At 59.9% G+C, this 23,128-nt stretch carries 18 protein-coding genes; 6 read left to right on the top strand and 12 right to left on the bottom strand.

The features are described 5' to 3' along the window. Positions 1-51: 51 nt before the first annotated feature. From FHW37_RS26135 to FHW37_RS26145, 3 genes are all read right to left on the bottom strand, one after another. Positions 52-1,458, bottom strand: coding sequence for an aldehyde dehydrogenase family protein (locus FHW37_RS26135; protein ID WP_145641728.1), 1,407 nt, complete (start codon positions 1,456-1,458; stop codon positions 52-54). A gap of 106 nt (positions 1,459-1,564) precedes the next feature. Then, positions 1,565-2,323: an SDR family oxidoreductase gene (locus FHW37_RS26140; protein WP_145641730.1), complete on the bottom strand. Its 759-nt coding sequence runs from the start codon at positions 2,321-2,323 to the stop codon at positions 1,565-1,567. Between the two features lie 59 nt (positions 2,324-2,382). After that, a complete protein-coding gene (locus tag FHW37_RS26145) occupies positions 2,383-3,597 on the bottom strand; it encodes an MFS transporter (protein ID WP_145641732.1) in 1,215 nt (404 codons plus the stop codon). Positions 3,598-3,769: 172 nt separating this feature from the next. Between FHW37_RS26145 and FHW37_RS26150 the strand changes: the two genes are divergently transcribed. Beyond that, entirely contained in the window at positions 3,770-4,351 is a 582-nt protein-coding gene (locus FHW37_RS26150) for a TetR/AcrR family transcriptional regulator (protein ID WP_145641734.1), read from the top strand. An 87-nt stretch (positions 4,352-4,438) separates the two neighbouring features. On the opposite strand, the gene FHW37_RS26155 is transcribed toward FHW37_RS26150, so the two are convergent. The 4 genes from FHW37_RS26155 to FHW37_RS26170 form a co-directional block, all read right to left on the bottom strand. After that, on the bottom strand, positions 4,439-5,395 hold the full coding sequence (locus FHW37_RS26155; protein WP_145641736.1) for an XdhC family protein: 957 nt from the start codon (positions 5,393-5,395) through the stop codon (positions 4,439-4,441). Between the two features lie 78 nt (positions 5,396-5,473). Beyond that, entirely contained in the window at positions 5,474-6,847 is a 1,374-nt protein-coding gene (locus tag FHW37_RS26160; RefSeq protein ID WP_246690915.1) for a c-type cytochrome, read from the bottom strand. 427 nt (positions 6,848-7,274) lie between these two features. After that, positions 7,275-10,442: an efflux RND transporter permease subunit gene (locus tag FHW37_RS26165; RefSeq protein ID WP_145641737.1), complete on the bottom strand. Its 3,168-nt coding sequence runs from the start codon at positions 10,440-10,442 to the stop codon at positions 7,275-7,277. Then, on the bottom strand, positions 10,439-11,617 hold the full coding sequence (locus FHW37_RS26170) for an efflux RND transporter periplasmic adaptor subunit (protein WP_145641739.1): 1,179 nt from the start codon (positions 11,615-11,617) through the stop codon (positions 10,439-10,441). The genes FHW37_RS26165 and FHW37_RS26170 overlap by 4 nt, the downstream gene beginning before the upstream one ends. 223 nt (positions 11,618-11,840) lie before the next feature. Here FHW37_RS26170 and FHW37_RS26175 point away from each other — a divergent pair, with 223 nt between their 5' ends. The 3 genes from FHW37_RS26175 to FHW37_RS26185 all read left to right on the top strand — a co-directional run bounded on the left by FHW37_RS26175 (position 11,841) and on the right by FHW37_RS26185 (position 16,860). Then, positions 11,841-12,032: a hypothetical protein gene (locus FHW37_RS26175; protein ID WP_145641741.1), complete on the top strand. Its 192-nt coding sequence runs from the start codon at positions 11,841-11,843 to the stop codon at positions 12,030-12,032. 42 nt (positions 12,033-12,074) lie between these two features. Continuing rightward, complete coding sequence (locus tag FHW37_RS26180; RefSeq protein ID WP_145641743.1) at positions 12,075-14,354, top strand: CDC48 family AAA ATPase; 2,280 nt, start codon at positions 12,075-12,077, stop codon at positions 14,352-14,354. 181 nt (positions 14,355-14,535) lie between these two features. Beyond that, positions 14,536-16,860, top strand: a complete 2,325-nt coding sequence (locus FHW37_RS26185; protein WP_145641745.1) for a DNA/RNA non-specific endonuclease — start codon at positions 14,536-14,538, stop codon at positions 16,858-16,860. Between the two features lie 15 nt (positions 16,861-16,875). Here FHW37_RS26185 and FHW37_RS26190 read toward each other — a convergent pair whose 3' ends face one another. Together FHW37_RS26190 and FHW37_RS26195 are read right to left on the bottom strand one after the other, a co-directional pair. Beyond that, the gene (locus FHW37_RS26190) at positions 16,876-18,021 is read right to left on the bottom strand and encodes a hypothetical protein (RefSeq protein ID WP_145641747.1); all 1,146 of its coding nucleotides are present in this window, start codon (positions 18,019-18,021) and stop codon (positions 16,876-16,878) included. A 90-nt stretch (positions 18,022-18,111) separates the two neighbouring features. Further along, complete coding sequence (locus FHW37_RS26195; protein WP_145641750.1) at positions 18,112-18,927, bottom strand: formate/nitrite transporter family protein; 816 nt, start codon at positions 18,925-18,927, stop codon at positions 18,112-18,114. A gap of 217 nt (positions 18,928-19,144) precedes the next feature. Between FHW37_RS26195 and FHW37_RS26200 the strand changes: the two genes are divergently transcribed. After that, positions 19,145-19,387, top strand: a complete 243-nt coding sequence (locus FHW37_RS26200) for a DUF2188 domain-containing protein (protein WP_145641752.1) — start codon at positions 19,145-19,147, stop codon at positions 19,385-19,387. Positions 19,388-20,039: 652 nt separating this feature from the next. On the opposite strand, the gene FHW37_RS26205 is transcribed toward FHW37_RS26200, so the two are convergent. The 3 genes from FHW37_RS26205 to FHW37_RS26215 form a co-directional block, all read right to left on the bottom strand. Beyond that, the gene (locus FHW37_RS26205; RefSeq protein WP_145641754.1) at positions 20,040-20,834 is read right to left on the bottom strand and encodes an alpha/beta fold hydrolase; all 795 of its coding nucleotides are present in this window, start codon (positions 20,832-20,834) and stop codon (positions 20,040-20,042) included. A gap of 76 nt (positions 20,835-20,910) precedes the next feature. Beyond that, the gene (locus FHW37_RS26210) at positions 20,911-21,690 is read right to left on the bottom strand and encodes an SDR family oxidoreductase (RefSeq protein ID WP_145641756.1); all 780 of its coding nucleotides are present in this window, start codon (positions 21,688-21,690) and stop codon (positions 20,911-20,913) included. Further along, positions 21,687-22,016, bottom strand: a complete 330-nt coding sequence (locus FHW37_RS26215) for a nuclear transport factor 2 family protein (RefSeq protein WP_145641757.1) — start codon at positions 22,014-22,016, stop codon at positions 21,687-21,689. Before FHW37_RS26215 ends, FHW37_RS26210 begins: the two co-directional genes overlap by 4 nt. 140 nt (positions 22,017-22,156) lie before the next feature. Between FHW37_RS26215 and FHW37_RS26220 the strand changes: the two genes are divergently transcribed. After that, a complete protein-coding gene (locus tag FHW37_RS26220) occupies positions 22,157-23,059 on the top strand; it encodes a LysR substrate-binding domain-containing protein (RefSeq protein ID WP_145641759.1) in 903 nt (300 codons plus the stop codon). Positions 23,060-23,128: the final 69 nt, after the last annotated feature.

Consider the following 23,128-nt stretch of genomic DNA (forward strand, 5'->3'; position numbering starts at 1 on the left):
AACGTGTTCGTTGGCGGCGTCGCTGCCAACGAACACTTTCGTAGAGAGCGGTCAGGCCGCCTTACGCGCATTGACAACTCTGCGCTGCGTGAAGTCTTCCATGCCCTCGATACCGTTCTGCAGGCCCATACCGGACTGCTTCGCGCCGCCAAATGCGACGTCATACGGGAGCGCCATATGCTGATTCACCCAAACGGTACCGCTCTCGACTTGGGAGGCGACTGAGATGCCCCTTGCGACATCGGCGGTCCAGATTACGCCGCCCAGACCAAACTCCACACTGTTCGCCTCGGCGATCGCTCCGTCCACGTCATCGTAGGCCTGGATCGGAAGAACCGGACCAAACTGCTCTTCCTTGACGAGGCGTGCGTCGTTCGCAAGGTCACGCACGATCGTCGGCCTGATGAAATAGCCGTCACCGTCGATCTGGTCTCCTCCGACAACGATACGACCATTGCGGCGCGAATCCTCGATGAAACCCTGCAGCTTGTCGTACTGCATCTTATTCTGAATTGGACCAATCGTGGTGCCCTGCTCCAGGCCGTCTCCGACCTTGGCGTCCTTCGCGAGCGCGACCAGGGCTTCGGTAAGCGGTTCGATCAGCTTTCTGGGCGCGTAGACCCGTTTGGTGGCGTAGCAGATCTGCCCGGCATTGAGCGTGGCAGCCCGGAAAATCGCCGGGGCGACCTTATCGATATCCACGTCGTCGAGAACGATGGCGGCGTCGTTGCCACCCAGTTCCAGCGTAAAGCGTTTGAGGGTGCTCACCGTGCTTTCCAAGACCTTCTTGCCTGTCGGCGTGGAGCCCGTAAAACTCACATGAGCAATGTCTTCATGACTTGTGAGGAGCGGTCCAAGGTCATTCGTATCCGCTAAAGTCTGGAATACCCCGCTCGGGAAAATCGCCGCAGCCAGTTCCCCCAGCAGCAGGGTCGTAAGCGGAGTCGTTGGAGCGGGCTTGGCGATAACCGGATTGCCCGTCATCAGCGCCGCGCCGACCTTGTAGATCAGGAGCGACATCGGGAAGTTCCAGGGCGTTATCGCGGCAACGACACCCTGCGGATAGCGTTGCTCGACGATGTATTCCTGTTCATTGTCGCGGATGACACGCGGCTTGATCTCTTGAGAGGCAAAGAACCGGAGGGCTGCGACCGATCCGCGAATTTCGGCTTCCGCCTGCGGAAGCGGCTTCCCCTGCTCGAGGGTGAGAAGGCGGGAGAACTCGGACGCCCGAGCTTCAAGGGCGGCGGCGAAGGCTTCAACGTAGCCGGAACGATACTCGTAACCCAGCGCCGCCCACGAGGGAAATGCCTTCTTCGCTGCCGCGATCGCTCTAAGCGCGATCGCCGCGTCCGCGCGCGGGGCCGTCTCGAATTCCCTGGCAGTCGCGGGGTTGATGACCGCGACGTTCTTTGCCCCGTCAATCAGTTCACCATCGACCAGAAGTCTGTAGCTCATTGGTATGTCCTCTTGGAAGCGCCGCGTTACGGGCGTCGTATCTTGAGTCCTCTCGGGCCAGTGTGTCCGGCGGCCGCAAGGCGGCCGCCGCGCGTTCCGCTCCGGATCAGACCGGAATCGGCTCCTTGACCATGATTTCGTTGAACTGGAAGACGAATTCGTGCTCGTTCGAACCCGGATTGTCGCGCAGCATCTGGATGGCGTCGACGTAGATGTCCTCGTTGTCGGTCGCGAGCTTCTCCATCGTCTCCTTCACGAAGGCATCGAGCGGCATCGCGCGCGGATCGCCGCTCTTCTTGACGAGGTCCGTGTCGACCCACGGCGGAGCGATTTCATGGACCTTCACAGACGTGTCGCGAAGCGTGAAACGCTGCGACATCGTAAAGGAATGGAGCGCCGCCTTGGTCGCGGAATAGACAGCGTTGTAGGCCAGCGGCACATAGGCCAGCACGGAGGTGTTGTTGATGATGACCGCCGAAGGCTGCTTCTTGAGGTGCTCGATCAGGGCGGACGTCATCCGGATCGGGCCGAGGAAGTTCGTGGTGACGATGTTCTGCATCGTCTTTTCGTCGATCGGCTTGGCCGCGTCGTCGAAGGGCATGATACCCGCATTGTTGAACAACACGTTCAACGCCGGATAGTCGGCGACGATCTTTGCCGCGACCTCTTCGATGTTCGATGGATCGGTGATGTCCATCTCGTAGGCGGCCATGCCGGGGTTCGCCTTGACGGTCTCGTCAAGGTTCGCCTTGCGGCGTCCCGAGATGATCACCTGGTTGCCGAGCTTGTGGAAGGCCTCGGCCAGGCCGCGTCCGATACCGGAGCCGCCGCCTGTAATGAAGATCGTGTTGCCGGTCAGTTTCATGGTCATTCTCCTTGGGGTTGATTGGTTTGGAGGAAGGGTTTTGTCGAAGCTTCCGAGGTTCAGCGAGCAAGCGACGTGTCGCGCGATGCCGATTTGGCTGCGAAGCCGTAGAGCAGGATGACGCCGATAACCTCAGCAAGAGCGGCAGCCAGTCCGAGGTCGGCGACCTGTCCGTGAGCGACGACGAAAGAACCGATGGCGCTTCCGATGGCGAAGCCGCCGTACATGAACGATGCGTTCAGCGAGAGTACGACCGGAGCCGAGGCCTGCCCGCCAACATGGATCAGGTTCGATATCTGGGCCGGGAAGAAGCCCCAGACAGTCACGCCCCACACGGCGACAGAAATCACGATCGGGACGATGGCCTGCGAGGGAGTGAGGAAGAACGCAGTGAAAGACAGAGTGAGGAACGCTACGGCCAGTACCACCAGGCTTGCACCCATCACGGCCCGCGCGCCGAACTTGTCACTAAGAGTGCCGCCGCTGAATACGCCTACCGCCGAGCCGACACCCCACAGGCATACGATGAAGCTAATGCCGTTCGGTCCAAAATCCGCGACTGAGGTCAGGTATGGTGCGATGTACGTCCATACGGTGTAGGCTCCGATCGCCCAGAACAGCGTGACAGCGAGACCGAGCAGTACGGGCGGCCGCTTTGCAACCGCGACCCTTGCGGCAAGACTGGGCACCGGCATCCCCGTCCCGACCGATCGGTCGAGTCCAAAGATCAGCGCGACGACAGCTATAGCCGCGAGGATGCCAACCCCAAGAAATGTGACGCGCCAACCGAGCGCATTGCCTACAAGCGAACCGATCGGCAACCCAAGCGCAATGGCGATGGTCATGCCGCCATTGACGATGGCAAGTGCCCTGCCCCGCTTCTCGGGGGCAATCAACACTCCGATGAGCGCATTGGCATTGGGGGTGTAAAGCCCGGCCGCGATAGCCAGAAGTACCCGGGCGGCAAATATGCCCCAGTACCCGCTCGATTGCCATGCGACCAGGTTTGCAAGCGCGAAGAACACCATTGTCGAAATCAGCAGACGTCGACGGTCCACGCTGCCGAACAGGGTCGTAAGGATTGGAGAACTGAACGCAAGGGTAAGCGTGAACACCGTGACGAGCGTCCCCAGTGTCGCGATGGATAATTTCAGGTCGGCAGCCATGTTCGGCAGCAGCGGCACGATCATGAACCCTTCGGTTCCGATGGCGAAAGTGCCGAGTGCCATTATCCAGGCCGGCGTAAGATTTCTGTTTTGGGTATCGGCTGCCATGGCAACGCGTCTCCGGTTTGTGTCACCATTTAATATGACCGGTCGTCTTATGTTGCAATTAGATATGACCGGTCGTATTATTATGTCAACCGAGTTATTTTCGTCACTCGATGACCGTTCGCTCTTGAATTCGTATCACCCCGTTCATATCCCGGGGCCCAAGGAGAAACTCATGGCCGTAACGACCAGAGACAAGATATTCACCGCCGCCCAGGACCGCTTCCATGCGCTTGGCTACAGCGCGTGCGGAGTCCAGCAGATCGTCGATGCAGCCGGCGTCCCGAAAGGCAGTTTCTACAATTACTTCAAGACCAAGGAAGGTCTCGCTCTCGAAGTGCTGGAGACATATGTCGCATCGTCCAAGCGCGAAATATTGTCTAATGCTGCCCTCTCCCCGCTCACACGGATCAAGGACCACTTTGGTTTTTTCATCTCGAGGTACGAGAAGGACGGCTTCGATAAAGGGTGCCTGATCGGCAACCTGTCGGCGGAGAGTTCGGAAAACGTGCCTCTCCTCAGGGAAGCGCTTAGAGACTCGCTCTCGACTTGGGCGGACCTGCTCACGAAGGTCATTGCCGAAGGCCAGCAGTTGGGCGAAATCAAATCGGGTCTTGAACCTGCAGAAATGGCGCGCTTCCTCATCAATAGCTGGGAAGGGACAGTTCTCAGAATGAAGGTTATGAACGATCGACGGTCGTTGGACGACTTCATGTCGATCGCGATCGGACTTCTGGAAAAGAAGCCGGGGGACTGAGCACGAACGGACGCAGGCCTTGGGGCCGAACGGTTCGCCAAAAGGTCACGGTCGGAATAATCCTGCCGGGGGGAAGGGGCACGCATGTCACACTAGGCGGACAGGCCTTTGGCTCGCCTCGTGAGCGACGGCGGCGAGCGCGGCGACATCTGCGATGACCGATACCGCGAGCGACGCGGCGTCCCTGGCCTTGTCAAACATCCCGATGGGAGCCTTGATCCGCGCGATTTCCGCGTCGTCGTAGCCGAGGTTCCTCAGCGCCTGCTTGCGCTTGTCATGTGTGCGACGGCTACCCAGCGCGCCGATGTAGAACGCCGAGGATTTCAGAGCGGCATCGAGTGCAGGCAGCTCGGCGGCAAGATCGTGGCTGAGGAGTGCTACCGCCGAATATCTGTCAGGAGAAACATCCCAGAGATATCGGTCGTAGGCCCTGCCCACCAGGTCAACCTCGTATCCAACGGCCCGGGCGACATTGGCAAGGGCGCTCGCCTCCAAGGCGTTGCCTGAAATGAACAGTCGGGTCGATGGCCTGTAAACTCTCGAAAAGCCTTCAGCTTGCCACCCCGTCTGCGTTGACCCGACACAGGCGATCTCCTCCGCACCCGGCCTGTAGAGCAGCCTCGCTTCTCGGCGGAGGACCAGCTGCCCAAGCACTTCATCTACAGGCTCGATGGCCTTGATGACGTGTATCGAAAGTCGGATGCCACCGCCGCACGGCAGCACAATGTCGAAAAACGGCGAGCCTTCGCCCAGTAGAAGGTAGCGGTCATGCCCTGTCTTGAGGGCTTCGATAGCCTCGGCGGCGACGGCTGCTTCCGTGCATCCGCCGGAAACGAATCCGCAATAGAGACCGTCGATGCGAACCGTCATCTGTGCTCCGAGAGGCCGGGCCGCCCCTCCCCGGATTTCGACGAGTGTCACAAGCGCGACCGGTATGCCCTTTTTGAAAGAGGTACTTGCGTAGCGAAGTATTTCAACCGGAGCGTCAGTGACGAATTCGGCCTTGGGTGCTCTGTGTTCAACGATTGAATCCTGTGCTTTCATCGCGCTCGTCCACTCAGCAGAGGGTTTGTGTCGTGAGCCGCGCAAAGGCTCGCGGCTCCCATTCGCCAATCGCCGGCATCAACGCGCTTCGGAAACCTGCTCTGCGGTAACCGTCCCTTTGCGTCCGCTGAAGTGTTCGACCACGTAGTTCGCCAGTGCGGCAATCTCGGCGTCGGTATAGGTTTTGGCGAACGAGGGCATCGTTTTCCCGGGAGCGGAAGCATGGTCGGACGATCCTTGCAGGACGACCCTCACGACGTTGCTGGCCGTCGGGTCGGCGAGAGCGTGTCCGCCGAGAATAGCGGCATGGGGATTGAACTGGCCCTCGCCATTCCAACCGTGGCAACTGGCGCATGCCCCGGCGTAAATATCCTTGCCTGCCTGTAGGCTGGCGGATGTCGGGGTCGAGCCGGCCGTCAACTCTTCCTCCTTGCGGCGCGCTGCCTTGTGATCGGCATCGCCCGACACGGCCGGAACGGTGCGGAGATAAGCCACGATGGCATCGATGTCGGACTTGGGGAGCTTGCTGAGGCTGAGGTCGATGGCTTCGCGCATCGGACCAGCGGCGACGCCACGGTCTTTCGCATGGCCGGCGGTCAACATATCCGCGATCTGCTCGTCGCTCCAGTTACCGAGGCCGTAGTCCTTGTCCGACGTGATATTCCAAGCTTTCCAGCCATCAACGTCGCCTCCGGACAGGGCGACTCCCTGCTTTCTCTGGAACATGAGCCCGCGAGGGGTGTGGCACTCTCCACAGTGAGCCAGCGCTTCAACGAGATATGCGCCGTCGTTCCACTGCTTGTCTTTGCCGGGATCTGGCTGGAATGGGCCCCACGGCACGAAGAGAAACTTCCAACCTCTCATCAGCGGTCGCTGATTAAAGGGGAAAGCAAGAGAATTCTCCGGTGCGGGGTCCGCTACCGAAGCGAGCGTCATCAGATAGGCCTTGATAGCAAGTATGTCGTCCGTCGAGAGAAGGGCGTAGGAGCTGTAGGGGAAGGCAGGATATAGGTCTTCGCCATGCTTCCCGACGCCGGATCGCATTGCCCGAACGAACTCGGCATCGGTCCAGTCGCCGATCCCGGCAGTCTTGTCAGGCGTGATGTTCGGCGAATAGATGGTTCCGAACGGGAGTTTGAAAGCCAAGCCGCCGGCAAAAGGTTTGCCGCTTTTGGTGGTATGGCAGGCCGCGCAGTCCGCGGCGACGGTGAGATATTCACCGCGGGCGATCAGCTCGCTCCCTGTCGGCTGGGATTTGCTCGCCTGCACTTGCGGAAGCGAGTGGGGCCAGAAGAAGAATGCGGCCGCGCCGACAAGACCTGCGACCGCGATGGAACAGATCCCTATAATGTAGTTCCGCCAACGTTTCATTGCCTTGCCTTTCCGCGCTTGAAACCAAAAGACACCGGGCCGCTTCGAGCTTCCGACTTTCGTCCCGGTTTCGGACGTCATCTGGAATACGGTCTCGGTGTCGACATCAGGGATAGCGGCTCCATCACTGCTGGATTGCACAATCCTGCACTCGTGAACGTCACTCGTTATTTTCCCACCAACTGCAGCGGTGCTGCGAAGGGGGCGATCCCTGCTCTATCTGGGAGGGGCGGCCAAGAGCAGGGATCGCAAAGTCGCAGCCATGGCGGATGGACTACGACTGGAAGGCGTGACGGCACCTTCGCGGAGAGGCTGGTCGTTGGGAGGAGGAGGTCGACCTTGTTGCCTCGCCTGTATGTATAAGGCCTCAAATCGTTCCGGTTTTCTTGCAAGATTCGATTTCGCGGGAAGAGGTTTTTGTATGATCCCGCATTGTATTATTTGCTTGAAGAAGAAACGCCGACCCTGAGGATCGGCGTTTCTTGTGTCAATTTGAATTCGGCATCGATCAGGCGGCGATCTTGACTACCTGTTCGGCAGCCGGACGCGGCTTGTAACGTGACCGGAGAAGTACAAAGAAAACGGGCGTGAGGAACAATCCGAAGAACGTCACGCCCAGCATGCCGGAGAATACGGCAGTACCAAGCGATTGCCGTAGCTCTGCGCCCGGACCCTCTGCGATCATCAGCGGAACGACGCCGAGGATAAACGCGAACGCCGTCATAAGGATCGGCCGTAGCCGAAGCTTGCATGCGGTGATGGCCGCCTCGACCGCGGTCTCACCCTCGTCCTGTGCCTGTCTCGCGAATTCCACGATAAGGATCGCGTTTTTCGCGGCGAGGCCGATAAGGACGATGAGCCCGATCTGTACGAGGATGTTGTTGTCCAGCCCTCTGAGATGGACGCCGACGAGCGCCGCCAGAATTGCCAGCGGTACGATCAATATGATCGCCAGCGGCAGCGTCCAGCTTTCGTACTGGGCCGCCAACGCCAGGAATACGAAGACGACCGATAGGATGAAGATGTAGGTTGCCGTATTTCCGGTGTTTCGCTCCTGATACGACAGTTCGGTCCAGTCGAAGCTCGTCCCCGGCGGCAGGACCTTAGCGGCGACCTGCTCCATCGCGTCCAGCGCGCTTCCCGTGGCGACGCCCGGTGCGGCGCTTCCCTGGATCGGAACGGAGACGTACATGTTGTAACGTTGAACGAGCGACGGGCCGGATACGTCCTTGATGTCTACAAGTGTGCCCATCGGGACAAGCGCGCCCGTGGCCGATCTGACCTTGAGGGCCAGAATGTCGTCTTTCTCCATCCGGTGATTCTGCCCTGCCTGAGCGCGAACTTGATAAACCCGCCCGTAAGCATTGAAATCATTGACATAAGAAGTGCCGAGATTGATAGACATAGCCTCGAATATGTTCGGGATCGGAACGTTCAGAGAGCGCGCCTTGTCGCGGTCGATATCGAGGAAATATTGAGGACTGGAAGCGCTGAACGTCGTGAAGACACCCGTCAGTCCCTTGGTCTTGTTCGCGGCCGCCATCACTTCGTACGCGAGTGGCAGGATACGCTTCATGTCGGAGTTGTTCAGGTCCTTGATCTGCATCTTGAAGCCGCCCGAGTTGCCTACCCCGCGAACCGGAGCCGGAGGGATCGCGATGATAAAGGCCTCCTCGATCGACTGCATGTTCGCATAAAGCTGGGCGATAAGCTTCTCGGCAGACTGTCCCTTCTTGAGGCGCTCCTCGAATGGGTCGAAGGTCGCGAAAATCAGGCCCTGGTTCGACGCGTTGGTGAAGGTCGCCCCGCTGAACCCGGCAAAGGAAGCGGTATGGGCGATCCCCGGCATCTTGTTCATGATAGCGGATGCCCGTTTGACCACGTCGTCCGTCCGGTTGAGCGATGCTCCGTCCGGAAGCTGGACAACAACCAGAGCGTACTCCTGGTCCATAGTCGGGATGAACCCCCGTGGCACGATCTGCGTCATATAGAACGTGCCTCCCAGCAACGCGAGAAACACCAAAGTCGAGCATGCCAGGGCGACTTTCGTCTGAACCATCTTGCGGACGATCCAGGAGTATCCCTCGCTGAGACGATCGAAGCCGCCGTTGAACCTGTCCGCGGCCCACTGTCCCGCCCGACTGAACATACCCGCTGATTTGGAATGTTCGTGCGGCTTCAGGACAATCGCGGCGAGCGCCGGAGATAGCGTAAGGGAGTTCAATGCCGAAATGGCGGTGGCAACGGAAATCGTTACCGCGAACTGCCTGTAAAACTGCCCGGTGATACCGGGGATGAAGGCGGTCGGTACAAAGACCGCGATGAGCACCAGGGAGATGGCCACCACGGCGGTCCCGACCTCGTCCATCGTTACGTGAGCGGCCTGGCTCGGGGGCATGCCGCTACGGAGGTTTCGCTCGACATTCTCGACCACGACGATGGCGTCGTCGACCACGATGCCGATAGCCAGGACGAGCCCGAAAAGCGAAAGCATGTTCAGCGATATGCCGAACGCGAGGAGAAACGCGAGCGTGCCGATCAGCGATACCGGGATCGCCACGATCGGGATAAGTGCCGTCCGCCAGGATTGCAGGAAGACCAGTACCACGATGGCGACCAGTATCGCCGCTTCGAAGATGGTCTTGTAGACTTCGTCGATGGATTCCGAGATGAACTTGGTCGGGTCGTAGACAATCTTGTACTCGAGCCCGGGCGGGAAATTCTTGGCTTCGGCTTCGACGATTTTGCGGACAGCAGCTGCAGCCTCCAACGCGTTCGTGCCGGGGCGCGCAAAGATACCCATTCCCACCGCCGGTGTGCCATCCAGATAGCTGTTCGTGACGTAGTTCTTGGCACCGAGTTCGATACGGGCGACGTCCTGGAGCTGGACGAGTCGGCCGCTATCAGTCGACTTGACGATTACGTACCGGAACTGGCGCGCGTCGCTGAAGCGGCCTTCGGTTCTCACGGTGTATTCGAACGCGTTCGTACCTGCGGCCGGAGGGCTACCGATCGAACCGCCGGAGACCTGAACGTTCTGATCTCGCAACGCCTGCACGACGTCACCTGACGTCATCCCGTACGCGGAGAGCTTTTCTGGGTCGAGCCAGATTCGGAGGGAGTATTCGCGTTCGCCGAAGAGAGTGACGTCCCCTACCCCTTCGAGCCTGACAAGTTGGTCGCGGATGCGGTTGTGGCCGTAGTTCGAGATGTAGAGCTGGTCGTAGCGGCTGTCCGGAGAAAGCAGATGGACGACCATCATGATGTCCGGCGAGCTCTTCACGGTCGTCACACCGAGACGACGAACGTCCTCGGGAAGGCGTGGCTCGGCGATCGCGACGCGATTCTGGACGAGGACCTGTGCCTTGTCGAGGTCTGTGCCGAGTTTGAAGGTCACGGTGATCGACATCGCGCCGTCGGCGCTCGAATACGAGGACATGTAGAGCATGTCTTCGACGCCGTTGATTTCCTGCTCGATCGGGGTCGCGACCGTCTCGGCGATCGTCTGGGAGTCTGCGCCCGGATAGGACGTGCGTACCACGATCGTAGGCGGGGCGATTTCCGGATATTGGGCGACGGGAAGGTTGAAGTAGGCGATACCGCCGACGATCAACAGGACGATGGAAAGGACGGAGGCGAAAATGGGCCGTCTGATGAAAAAGTGCGAGAACCTCATTGAATCGCTCCCAGAACTACGGCTTCCTGCGGAAGCTCCGTCATCTTGGGCGTGACCTTCTGACCGGGACGAGCTCGCATGAGGCCGTTGACGATAATCGTTTCGTCACCCTTGAGGCCTTCGCGGATCACCCTGTAACCGTATAGCTTAGGTCCAGTACGCACGGCCTTTGCGGTGACCGAGCCATCCGCACCGACAATGTAGACGACCCGCTGGTTCTGGTCGGCCGAGAGCGCTTCGTCCGGTACGAGAACCGCGGTGTAGGCCTTGGAGGCTCCTACCTCGATCCTTCCGAACAGTCCCGGCTGCAACACGAGATCGGGGTTCGGGAAGCGGGCGCGCACGCGCATGGTGCCGGATTGGCTATCGACCTTGTTCTCGGAGAAATTCAGCTTCCCGGAGAACGGCTTGGATGTGCCGTCCGCGATCGTCACGGTCACGTCGAGCCCGCCGCCGCCTTCTTGCAGGGATTTCCCTGTCTCTCGGGCAAGCGCGGCGTAGGATAGGAGCCTGCGCTCGTCGACGTCGAAGTAGAAGTCGATCGGATCAAGCGAAACGATCGTCGTCAGTTCGGTCTGGTCGGCCTGGACGAGATTTCCGGGAGAGATCATATGCCTGTCGATCCGTCCGCTAAGCGGCGCGGTGATCTGGGTGTAGCCAAGGTCCAGTTGGGCGCGGTCCACGCTTGCCTTAGCGCCCCGGACATTCGCCTGGGCGGAGATCCACTCGCGTCGGCGGTCGTCCAGTATCGAAATCGACTGGCTGCCGTTGGTGGAAAGGGTCTCCGCGCGGTGAAACTGGGCCTCGGCGTACGTCAACGTCGATTTGGCGACCTCCAGCGCTGAGGTTGCCTCCTCGAGCGCGGTCTCGAAAGGCCTCTGGTCGATCACGAACAGGGGATCCCCGCTCTTGACGAGCGCGCCGTCGGTAAACTGCACCTTGTCGAGGTATCCGCCGACCCGTGCGCGGACAAGAACTTCCTCGACAGCCTGGAACCTGCCGATGAAATCGTCCTGCTCCGTGACGACACGGACAACGGGCTTGGCGACAGTGACGGGAGGCGGAGCTGACATGTCCTGCCCAAACGTCGCGGACGCGGAATAAAGTGTAGCCAACGTCGCGAAGATGGCTGACTGCACATGCTTCCGCGATCTGGCGGCTTGGTTGGGTTTCATGGTCGGAGCCTTGTCTCTCGAGGTATTTCCGGAGGGACACTCTGTCCGCGGAAGGGGCTGCGAGATTGTATCTTACGACCCTCTCACAGGCCGGGCATCGGGCTTTTGGACAATCCTGCCCTCTTGAGACCTCCCGATCTCCACGTCGCCATTTCATACAAGAACGGCCCGAGCGGCGATCTTAGCTTCCACTCATCAACACCTCCAGAAAGGGAGACAATCGATGAGAGACAGCTATCAGCCCGCCTCGGTCAGCTATGGCACAGGGCCAATGATCCTTTTCATCCTTTGCCTGATGGTCGGCATGCTCGGGTATCTCGTCGCCTTCGGCGAGACGTTCAGGGCAAGCCCGGCACCCCGCGTCTACATTGCCGATATGCCCGAACTCTACGGGAAGCCCGTCGCCAAGCGCTGACAGCACCTCATGCAGTCAATCAAAGTATAAAGGAGAGGTCCCTTGCTGGAACCTGATGACAAAACACTCAAGCTGCAGGTCGCCAATGCGCAGACCCAGGACGCTGGATACGGGCTCGCGAGGTTTCCACGCCAAACGATGGCTTCGCTCGGCATATCTGAAGGCCAGATCGTGGAGCTGGTCGGCAAACGGCACACGGCGGCCATCGCGATTGACTCCTACGAAGAAGACGAAGGCCTTGCCATCGTTCGCCTCGATGGACTGCAGCGCGGCAATGCCGGGGCCATGAGCGGTGACTTTATCGAAGTCAAGAAAGCGGACGTGAAGCCTGCGACCCGCGTCGTGCTCGCCCCGGCCGTCAAGAACCTAAGGCTGCAGGGTTCGGGCGAGGCGTTGCGGCGAACGTTCTTCCAGCGCCCGATGGTCGCCGGCGACGTCATATCCACCTCCGTCCAGCAGCGCGTCCGATCGGGCGATCCCCGCATGAGCGCGGCGATGCGGGGCTTCGCTGATCTTCCGACCTATGGTCTCCAGGAAATCCGTCTGGTCGTGGTGTCAACGCAGCCGCGCGGCATCGTCCAGATGACCGAGACGACGGAGGTCGAACTCCGCCCACAGTTCGAGGAACCCAAGGATGCCAGGCGCGCCGACGTCACATACGATGACATCGGCGGGCTCGGCAACGCGGTCGAACAGGTACGCGAGATGGTGGAGCTGCCTCTACGGCATCCGGAACTGTTCCAGCGTCTCGGTATCGATCCCCCCAAGGGCGTGCTTCTCCACGGCCCGCCGGGCACGGGCAAGACGCTGTTGGCCCGTGCCGTCGCCAACGAGACCGAGGCAAGCTTCTACCATATCGCCGGGCCCGAGATCATGGGCAGTCAGTACGGTGAATCGGAGAAACGCCTCCGGCAGATATTCCAGGAAGCCTCGCAGAACGCGCCCGCCATCATATTCGTGGACGAGATCGATTCGATCGCGCCCAAGCGGGAAAACGTGTCCGGCGAAGTCGAACGGCGGATTGTCGCCCAATTGCTCACCCTCATGGACGGCTTGGAGCCACGTCAGAATATCGTGGTCATCGGGGCGACCAACCGCCGTGACGCCATCGACGAGGCCCTAAGGCGGCCCGGCCGCTTCGACCGCGAGATCGTTATCGGCGTCCCGGACCAGAAGGGTCGCCAGGAGGTCCTCGCCATCCACACCCGCGGCATGCCTCTTGCGGAAGACGTGAACATGGAGGAGATCGCAAGGACGACCTATGGCTTCGTCGGTGCCGACCTCGGCGCTCTCGCCCGCGAAGCCGCGATGGATTGCCTGAGGCGCATCCTGCCGGACATCAATCTCCGGGATGGCATTCCCTCCGAAATCCTCGAGAACCTGAGTGTCGGGCAGGCTGACTTCCTCAGCGCGCTCAAGCGTATCCAGCCGTCGGCTCTTCGCGAGATCATGATCCAGGCTCCGAACGTCACATGGGACGACATCGGAGGTCTGGACGACGCCCAGATGCGGCTCAAAGAAGGCGTCGAGCTCCCCCTCAAGTCGCCCCAGTCCTTCAAGCGTCTCGGCATTCGTCCCGCCAAGGGCTTTCTGCTGTTCGGGCCGCCCGGAACCGGGAAAACGCTGCTGGCCAAAGCGGTCGCCCGCGAAGCCGAAGCGAACTTCATCGCCACCAAATCCTCGGACCTGCTTTCGAAGTGGTATGGCGAGTCCGAACAGCAGGTATCCCGTTTGTTCGAGCGGGCGCGTCAGGTCGCCCCGACAGTCCTTTTCATCGACGAGATCGACTCGCTGGCCCCGGCCCGCGGAGGCGGCCTCGGCGAGCCGGCGGTGACGGAGCGCGTGGTGAACACCATTCTCGCCGAGATGGATGGGCTCGAGGAGCTTCAAGGTGTCGTCGTCCTGGCCGCGACGAACAGGCCGACCCTTCTCGATCCCGCGCTCCTGAGGCCTGGCCGTTTCGACGAGCTCGTCTATGTTCCCGTGCCGGAAGCAAAGGGACGCCGGAAAATCCTCGGCATCCACACCAAGGGAATGCCCCTTGCGTCGCACGTCGACCTCGACGCTCTCGCGGAGCGAACCGAACGCTTCACCGGGGCAGACCTCGAAGACCTGACGAGGCGTGCCGGACTTCTCGCATTGCGTTCGAATATCGACGTGACTGAGGTGCGCGCCGAAGACTTCGAACGGGCGTTCCACGATACGCGTCCGTCGGTGACCCCGGAAGTGGAGCGCGAGTACGAGGATATGGTAAAGACGCTCAGGCAGGAGGCTCCTACCCGACAGGGCATCGGTTTTATCCAGCTCAAGCAGGGCGGCTAGCCGTCTGCGCGCCGTGGAGCCAGCGCTGGATTTCAGTGCTGGCTCCGAAAGCAACTCGGGAATCGTCACGTATCGCTAAGAAAAAAAGCCGTTGAACGCGCACCAAAAGCGAGTACCGTAGGCATGACACACGCGTGTCGTGGGACGATGTAAGTATTCGCTTATTTGCTCGGGGGCGCAGATGGTGGATGAGGTTATCGACACGCAGCTTGACGCGATCGTCAAAGCTAGAATTCTAAGAAATTCCGGTGAAATCGAGCATTCCCTAAGGCAGATCGCCGCCGGGAACCCTCTTGGCGCGGAAACCAGTCCCGAGCGGCTGGTGAAACGGATCGCGCGCAAGACAAGCATGTCGATCCGCGACGCCACCGCGGTCTCCAAGGTCATCGAGACCGCTGCTAGGTACGACGACGATGCCAGGATGGCAGGCGGCGCAGAGGCGATGCAGGGTCCCACCATCGACTTCACCGGGGTCGAGTTCCTCACTCGCGGCCGACGCGCCGCCGATACCGTGGGCCGGGTCGTCTGGGGCACTGGAGCGGCGCAGGGAACGGGTTTTCTAGTCGGCCCCGGGGTCTTCCTGACGAACAACCACGTTATAAAGTCCGCGGCGCTGGCCAGCGGTATGCAGGTCCAGTTCGACTACGAATCGGATGACGACGGCAGCCAGCGTCCAGTGACCGCTTTCTCGTTTGCCCCCGGCAAGCTGTTCGTCAGCGATCCGGTCGAAGGGCTGGACTACACGCTGATCGCGATCGGCGACAGGTTGTCCGGTGGCCGCGCGATAACGGAATTCGGATACATCCCGTTGTCCGACGCCTCGGACAAGCACGCGCTCGGCGAAATAGCGAATATCGTCCAGCATCCGCTCGGCGGCCTCAAGCAGATCGTGGTCCGAGAGAACAACCTCGTCTCCCGTGACGAGACCGTCCAGGTCCTCCACTATCTGGCAGACACCGACCAGGGCTCTTCCGGTGCCCTGGTTTGCAACAACGAATGGGAGGCGATCGCGCTGCACCACTGGGGCGGCCCGTTTCTCGAGGTGACGGACGCGAACGGCCAACCGCTCCGGCGCGATATAAACGAAGGAATACGCATCAGCGCGATCGTGAAAGACCTCGGCCTGAAAGTCGCGGCAGGTGGCACTATGTCGGCTCCCCTCGGCCAGCTGGTGGAGATATGGAAGGGCGCTCCGAGGACCGGGCCCGTATCCGCTGTCGCGAGCGAGAGCGTGCATGCGGCCGCAACCGAAGCGACGCCGGGCGCGCGGTTGGGCGAAGACGGCTCTCTCACCTGGGTCTTTCCGATCGAGATCAGCGTGCGCGCTCCGCTCTTCTCTGCACGCCCGAACGTCCCCCCGGCTCCGCCCGTCGTCACGGCGTCACCGCCACGGCCGGGACCCGAGAAAGTCGCCCGCGCGCCGCTCGATTTTTCCGACAGAGGCGGATACGAACCCGGCTTCATCCCCGGCTTTGTCGTTCCGCTTCCCGGCATGTCCGGCCTCCCCTACGTGCTGGCCAAGAACAAGCAGGCCCAAGCGGGAGACGATCCGCACGAGCTTCGCTACACCCATTTCTCGATCTTCATGAACAGCGAGCGCCGTCTGGCGTCGTTCACCGCATGCAACATAGATGGCGGGCGAACGGTGGCCGTGAGCCGCGAGACCAAGGAGATAACGCACGATCCCTCGCTCAAGCAGCTTGATCTCGTGCCTGCCGGGGCAGAGTCATCCGACGCCTTCCAGCCTGACCCGCGTGTCGACGCAGAAGAGCAGATGGCGAGGCCGTACTACGAGAACCAGAACGCCCCCGGCTACGAGAAGCCCGTATACCCCGGCAAGAACGCCTCGGCGCAGGCCAAGAAGGAATACGCGCGCGCGATGGCCGAGCGCACGGCCCGGATATTCCAGAAGGGCCACATCATCATGCGTGGCGATCCCGCATGGGGTGCGGATGCCGAGGCTCTCGCGGCGGAGGCGGATACTTTCTTCTACACCAACGCCGCGCCCCAACTGGGCTTTTTCAATCAAGGCAGCGCGGACGACAGGCCAGGAGCAAAGGGAAAGCTCCGTTGGCGAGCCTTGGAAACATACGTCCTTCGGAACGCGGTCACGACCAGGAAGCGGGTTTGCGTCTTCGCGGGCCCCGTTTTCGATGACAAGTACGACGCCGCATATCGTCATGACTCGAAGGTCCCGATGCGGTTCTGGAAGATCGCGGTCTGGGCGGATGGTGGCAGACTCCGATCTGTCGCGCTGCTCGCCGACCAGAAGCCAGTGCTGGAGAAGCTCGCGAAGGGCGTCCCGGAGGCCTACCCCGACGAGGAGGAGATCGCGCGGGTCTCCGAATTCGTGGCGACGGTGGCCGAGATCGAGCAGCTCACTTCTCTGGATTTCGGTGCCGAGATCAGGAACGGCGACATCCGCGCCGGTTCTCCAGAAGCGATTGCCGTCCCGGATTTGACCGTAGAAGAATTCGCCTCTCTGACAAACGGTAAAAGCGCTTAGGCCGCGGGATCAATTTCAAGATAGACGCGCGAGTACTTCTCGCACGACCGTGACCCGCTGTTCCAACGATTCCGTCATACCGCGCTCGAGATCGACATAGGCAGCCACACTTTTCGCGCGATGGGTTCCCCATTCCACAAAGCCTTGAAGGGCCGTCGCCCGAGCGTTCCGCTGCCGCTCGGAAACCATGCCATAGTTTTTGAGCCATTCGACATCGATATCAGGAACGACGGCAAAGGACTCGGCGATGAGTTTCGCATGATCTAGGCCATCAGCTGCCACTATCTCGTCTATAAGTTCCTTCAACTCACCCCTTGCAATCAACTCCGCTGCTGCGTGGTCCAGATCGATAACGGTAGCGAGGAAACGTTGGCGTTCTTCGGCTGGAAACTCATCCGTCAGGTCCAGGGCGGTCATGATGAATTGAATTATCCCGAAGAGACCTCCGGGCAATCCCATTTCAAGCTCAGGATATGCGTCGATTATCGCCTTTACTGCCGGGGATAAATCTCTAGCGTAACGCCCTGTGATAGCAGTTTGACGTGCGGAAATCGTTGGCGATCTATCACCGTCCAGGGCTGACATCGTCTCGATATTGCGTGGCGCAAGCCGCGGTCGGAACACCTCATCAGTAACGTCCGATAACCCTTCAAGGTTATCGATCGTCGCTGGCGTTGTCTTGGCGACAGCTAAGCTTTTGAATTCGACCGCGCCTGCGAGCTGATAGACTTGCGCGACGAGAGCGGAGCAAAAAATGCCATTGTCCGCAAGGGAGGCGAGTGTGGCTTGTGGAAAGATCGCCGACACGGCCTTCCTCTTCGAGTAGCTTTGACCGACATCAAGTTGTGCGAAGCTGGCCGCTTTTGCAGCGATTTCAGATCTCCGATGTCGAAGCACCCGGATATTTCCACGCGAGTGCGCGAAACAACGTGCGAGCGACAGAGTACTGACACCCGCGTCGATAGCTTCGATAAGGGTCGGCGGCGAAGAGCAGATCAGAACGTGGCTGTAGCGACCCGCAGTGACTTTCGTAATCGCGTTCGATATCGCCGCTCCCTTGAAGCTCGTAGCCGCGGCGTTAAAAGTCAGCACGATGTCCCCTTCCCGGAACTTCGAGAGCTCCGGTAGTAACACCTCGACACCGTCATACTTAGAATTCATTCTCTCGGTCCGGGGTATGAAAGCCAGGGTTTTGAATTTGGGTATTGGTTCTCAACCTCACAACTACGCGAACACACAAAGTTACCGATTTCAACGGGAACGCTGGTCGCTTCCTCTTGTTGGCCTGAAATGCGCCTCGTGACCGAAGCCGGGCTCCTGCGCCCAGTAGCCGACACCGAGCATGACGAAGCCACCGAGTATGTTGCCGATCGTCACGTATAACAGGTTGTGTGCCGCCCCCATCAGCGTCACCTCGGCCGGATGGTCGCCCATGAGTGCCATCGAGAACGCGAACATGTTCGCCACCGAGTGCTCGAACCCGGACGCGATGAAAATGACGATCGGCCAGAAGATCAGGAAAATCTTGGCAGCGTCGTTCTCGGTCCTTCCGCACATCCAGATCGCAAGGCATACGAGCCAGTTGCAGAGGAGCCCCTTTGCGATCAGCGCCATTGCGGTGCCATTCATTTTGGCCTCGACGATCGAGTAGAAAGTGGCACTCCCGTCGCCAAGAAGAACGCCGCCGCCGGCGGCGTGCATGATCGCCGCGAGAACCGCAGCTCCCGCAAGGTTTCCAAGCCAGCAGACGACCCAGACCTTCAGCACATCAGTGGGCGAAGCGGTGCGCTTGAAGAGGGCAAAGGCCATGTACATCGCGGTTCCCGTGAAGAGCTCCGATCCGGCAAAGATGACGATAGTCAACGCGGAGGCAAACACGACGCCCATCACGAGGTGGCTCCACGAAGGATCGGCATGCGCACCGGCCGTAAACATGATGACGTCACCGAAGCCGATATAGGCTCCTGCCATCATCGCGCCGATAAAGAAGGCAGGCAGATGATTCTTGATCATGTCGGCCTTGTGTTGGCCCACTGCGGCGAATTTTTCGACCGTCTCGATGTACATGGCGTAATGAGTCTCCTGCGCGATAGAGCTACTTTGCCGTCCGGTGCATTCGGACGCGTTGGAGTTCGACGTTCGGTGAGCTTGGCGCGGACGTATTGGACAATCCGACAGCGTCGCCGTGGCTTAGATGAGGCTCTACCGGGCGGCGCGCATATGCGGTGCTCATGGTCACAAGCTTAGCCGCGCCACGTCATGCGCATTTCCTGGAGAAATATCAGTGAAGATCACCTATCACGTCGGACAACACGACGGCGGTTACGCCTATCGCCTCGACAACGTCTGGTCCGAGCCATTCGCGACCCATCAACAGGCGCTCAAGGCGGCCAAGGCTGCGGCTCAGCGCCAGCATATCGAGGGGCGAGACGCCGAGATCACTTACCAGATCGCGGACGGCACCTGGCGGAGCGAACACGCACTTGGAGGCGACAGGCCTGAGACCGCGGTGGTGGATGACGGATGAGAGGTAATCGGTTCTCTCGTAGTCACGACCGAGCAAGACAATCCTTTCTAAGGACTGCAACGGCATCGAAGGCAAGTGTGCGCCAAGATCGGACATTCGCTGTTGGCAGCGCACGTACGATACGGGGCTGCTATCGGACTAACCGCTATCGGCAGGGAGTTCGAGAAAGCTGATATCCTACATCCGACAGGCAAGCAGTCTCCGCGGCATTTCGCGCAGGTTCAATCGAATACCGGGGCAGAAGTGCAGATCAGCAGAGCCCTCTTTTATGTGCCTTGTTTGGTGGATTTGCTAGGTTTGAGGGACGGTGTATTTCCTGGTGTGCTTTTGTTATCACGGCGGCGCTGCCGGTTTCCCTGTGGATTTCGCTATTGGCTTTGGTCCTGGTTTAAGTGCCATGAATGCTCTCCTTTTTTGATTTAAGAGAATGATCCTGCGAGTCCTTCAGACGGAGGCTTAAGACACAGCGCTACCATGTAATAGTCCACACCAGTCCTGGTTGAAGTCAAGGCCAAATGTATATTCATCCCACGGTTCGGGAACCGCATGAACGACCGATTTGGGCCGCTGACGGTCTTGGCGCAGATGCGGTCAGGCCTGGGCCGAAGCGGAGGTGGGCACAGTATCAACTGTGCCCGTCATTCTGCGGCATTCAATTCGCGGTGGCCGCGCCGAGGCTCCTTGCAGCGGCGTCAATCGTATCCGAGACGACCGACGGCTGCGTAATGAACAGAGCGTGGCTCGCAGAGACCTCCGTCACCTTGGCTCCGATCTTTTTCGCCATATGCCGGAGCATTTCCAAATCGAAAGCCTTGTCTTCCGTGGCTATTATCGCCCAGCTGGGCTTTGTCCGCCAAGCAGCGTTCTCCAGCCTGGTCCCGAACACGGACATGTTGATTGGGACCTGGGAGTCCCGCATGAAGGCGGCATCTTCATCGGTGGTGTCATGAGCGAATCCGGCCTTGAACTTGGCGGAGTTGATGACCCCGAATCCATCATGGCGGATATCGATGACGAACTCGGGAGTGGGCGAGAAGCCTTCATATTGCTGAGCGGTCGTTTCGCCGACATCCGGCGAGAGAGCTGATACGTAGACCAACCCGGCGACCTTGGGATGGACTCCGGCTTCGGTGATCACCGTTCCGCCCCATGAATGGCCGACAAGGATTGTGGGCCCGGGCTGTAGGTCCAGCACGCGGCGGGTAGCTGCGACGTCATCAGCCAGCGATGTCAGAGGGTTCTGAACAATGGTGACTTTATAGCCCCTTGCCGTCAGGTTGTCATAGACGCCGCGCCAGCCGGAACCATCGGCGAACGCGCCATGTACGAGAACCACATTGGGAATAGTCAGGTGTGAGGCGGTAGGGCTCTGCGCCTGAACGGCAGTCGAAATGGAAAGAGCTGATGCAGCGATAGCGGTGAGAACCGCCCTTTTTGTCGAGTTCATCGTTGTCTCCTGTATATTTGTGCTGACGGAAACGTATGTTTGGGAAATGATGCGCACCGTGGTGCACATCATATGTTCATGCGGTGGGAACCGCCCCTCCGTCGATCACATGCTCGGTCCCGGTAATGGACGATGCTCGATCCGAGGCAAGGAACGCGATCAGATCGGCGACTTCTTCTGGCTTCGCCGGCCGTCCCAGCGGGATGCCGCCCAGCGAGTTCATGATCGACTGCACCGCTTCTTCGTAGCTGATGCCGGCTTCCTCGGCGATGCGCAGGGCCAGACCATTCGCCCCTGGATCGGCGATCCAGCCGGGAGAAACGCGCACGACCCGCACGCCTTTCGGAGAAACTTCCTTCGAGATGCTTTTGCTGTAGGTGTTGAGAGCCCCCTTGGCCGAAGCGTAGCCGGTCGTAGCCTCCGGCAGCGGCAGGCGGTTCTGGATTGAGCTGACGTGGATGACGACACCGCTCCCCTGCGCAATCATGCCGGGGATGAGCGCGCGATCCAGTCTGACAGCCGGAAAGAAGTTGAGGTTGAACTCCTTGTCCCATTCCTCGTCGGTCAGCGCAGCAAAGCCGCCTGAAGGGGCTGAAGAGCCTCCGAGAACATTGACAAGGATATCCAGTCCACCGAGTCGCTGTTGCACAGCGTCGACGACTGTTTGAACCCCCGCCATGGTGGTCAGATCGGCTTGGACGAACGCAGCGCCGGAGAAGTCCGACGGCTTGGTGCGCGCGGTGGTCAGCACTCGAGCACCAAGCTCGTTGAACAGTGCCACGGTCGCGGCTCCTGCACCCGAAGTACCGCCCGTGATCAGGGCGCGACGGCCCTGCAAGTTGAGAAACTGTGTCATACGGTGATCTCCAATTCCGCGACCTTGTCGCCCGCAAGAACGAAGAAGAAGCGCAGATCGATCGGACTTCCGGGGAAGTCTCCGGAAGCGTGGGCCGTGACCTGGGTCGTGCCGTTCTCGATCATGATAAGGAAGGGCTCGACCGTGTAGCTATATTGCTGGGCCTCATCAGCCATCCAATCGCGGATAGCATCGCGGCCCCGGTGCGTCTGGCCCTTATCTTTTACGATGCCGGTCTCGGTGAAAGTGGCGGCGATAGCCTCGGGGCCGCCGTTTCGATCGGCATAGAAATAAGCTTCGATCGCCTTGGGTAGTTTGATTGTCATTTCAATCCTCCAATCATCTTTGAGCCTGAGTGGATTGTCGTCGTCGACCGTTTCTCAGGTCGACGAGCATCAAGATAAGCCTGGACAATTGACCCGATAAGCGGGACAAATGAGGATGAGGAATTGCGAAAAGAGGGATAATGGCGCGATCTGTTTTCGCTGATTTGGATGCTGTTCTCAGCGTTGCCCGGAATGGCTCTTTTAGAGCTGCCGCGCTCGAGCTCGGCATGTCCACGACGGCACTGAGTAATGCGATTGCAAAGCTGGAGCAGCGCCTCGGCATACGCCTCTTCAACCGCACAACGCGCAGCGTCGCGCTCAGCGATGCCGGAAAGAGCTTTGTGGAGCGGGTTGGTCCGGCAATGACGGACATCCATGATGCCATGCTGGCCGCGCAGTCATTGCAGGAAACACCAGCGGGCACATTACGCATCAACACTTTTGCTTCGGCCGCACGGGAGGTTCTTGCCCCGCTTGTGCTACCGTTTCTTCGGCGCTATCCGCAGGTGCATATCGATTTGGTCACCGAGGGAAAACTGGTCGATATCGTGGCCGGGGGATTCGACCTGGGTTTGAGACCCGCAGATCTTGTGCCAAGCGACATGATCGCCATTTCGCTGGAATTGCCGCGCCGACACGTGGTCGTCGCCTCACCAGACTTCCTCAGCACACACGGCTGCCCTGTCGTCCCTACCGATTTATATAGATTCCGCTGTATCCGGGCGCGTCTACCGAACAACGCTTTGTTCCGCTGGCGATTTGAGAAGGACGGAAGCACCGTGCAAATCGACGTACAAGGGTGCATCACCCTTGATGAGCCGAGCTTGGTTCGGATTGCCGCACAGGATGGGATCGGGCTTGGGTATGTGATGGAGGCGGATGTACACGAGGACATATCCGAGGGCAGGCTCGTGTCGGTTCTCAACGACTGGACCCCGTTACTGGCACCGCTGTCACTATATTATCCTGGCAGAAAGAACCCGCCCGCCGCATTCAGTGCCTTCGTCAGAGCCGCGCGCGAGTTCGCGGCCACAGGCACTTAGCGTCCGTCGGGATGTCTGCTCTGGGCCGGAGCCCGTTATGACGCTGAAGCGCCAATAGCGGACACGACA

The sequence above is a fragment of the Neorhizobium alkalisoli genome, from assembly GCF_007829835.1.
Classification (GTDB): Bacteria; Pseudomonadota; Alphaproteobacteria; order Rhizobiales; family Rhizobiaceae; genus Neorhizobium.

Coding starts and splice junctions, on each gene's coding strand:
- FHW37_RS26135 (WP_145641728.1), bottom strand. CDS start 1,458: ATGAGCTACAGACTTCTGGTCGATGGTGAACTGATTGACGGGGCAAAG.
- FHW37_RS26140 (WP_145641730.1), bottom strand. CDS start 2,323: ATGAAACTGACCGGCAACACGATCTTCATTACAGGCGGCGGCTCCGGT.
- FHW37_RS26145 (WP_145641732.1), bottom strand. CDS start 3,597: ATGGCAGCCGATACCCAAAACAGAAATCTTACGCCGGCCTGGATAATG.
- FHW37_RS26150 (WP_145641734.1), top strand. CDS start 3,770: ATGGCCGTAACGACCAGAGACAAGATATTCACCGCCGCCCAGGACCGC.
- FHW37_RS26155 (WP_145641736.1), bottom strand. CDS start 5,395: ATGAAAGCACAGGATTCAATCGTTGAACACAGAGCACCCAAGGCCGAA.
- FHW37_RS26160 (WP_246690915.1), bottom strand. CDS start 6,847: ATGACGTCCGAAACCGGGACGAAAGTCGGAAGCTCGAAGCGGCCCGGT.
- FHW37_RS26165 (WP_145641737.1), bottom strand. CDS start 10,442: ATGAGGTTCTCGCACTTTTTCATCAGACGGCCCATTTTCGCCTCCGTC.
- FHW37_RS26170 (WP_145641739.1), bottom strand. CDS start 11,617: ATGAAACCCAACCAAGCCGCCAGATCGCGGAAGCATGTGCAGTCAGCC.
- FHW37_RS26175 (WP_145641741.1), top strand. CDS start 11,841: ATGAGAGACAGCTATCAGCCCGCCTCGGTCAGCTATGGCACAGGGCCA.
- FHW37_RS26185 (WP_145641745.1), top strand. CDS start 14,536: ATGGTGGATGAGGTTATCGACACGCAGCTTGACGCGATCGTCAAAGCT.
- FHW37_RS26190 (WP_145641747.1), bottom strand. CDS start 18,021: ATGAATTCTAAGTATGACGGTGTCGAGGTGTTACTACCGGAGCTCTCG.
- FHW37_RS26195 (WP_145641750.1), bottom strand. CDS start 18,927: ATGTACATCGAGACGGTCGAAAAATTCGCCGCAGTGGGCCAACACAAG.
- FHW37_RS26205 (WP_145641754.1), bottom strand. CDS start 20,834: ATGAACTCGACAAAAAGGGCGGTTCTCACCGCTATCGCTGCATCAGCT.
- FHW37_RS26210 (WP_145641756.1), bottom strand. CDS start 21,690: ATGACACAGTTTCTCAACTTGCAGGGCCGTCGCGCCCTGATCACGGGC.
- FHW37_RS26215 (WP_145641757.1), bottom strand. CDS start 22,016: ATGACAATCAAACTACCCAAGGCGATCGAAGCTTATTTCTATGCCGAT.
- FHW37_RS26220 (WP_145641759.1), top strand. CDS start 22,157: ATGGCGCGATCTGTTTTCGCTGATTTGGATGCTGTTCTCAGCGTTGCC.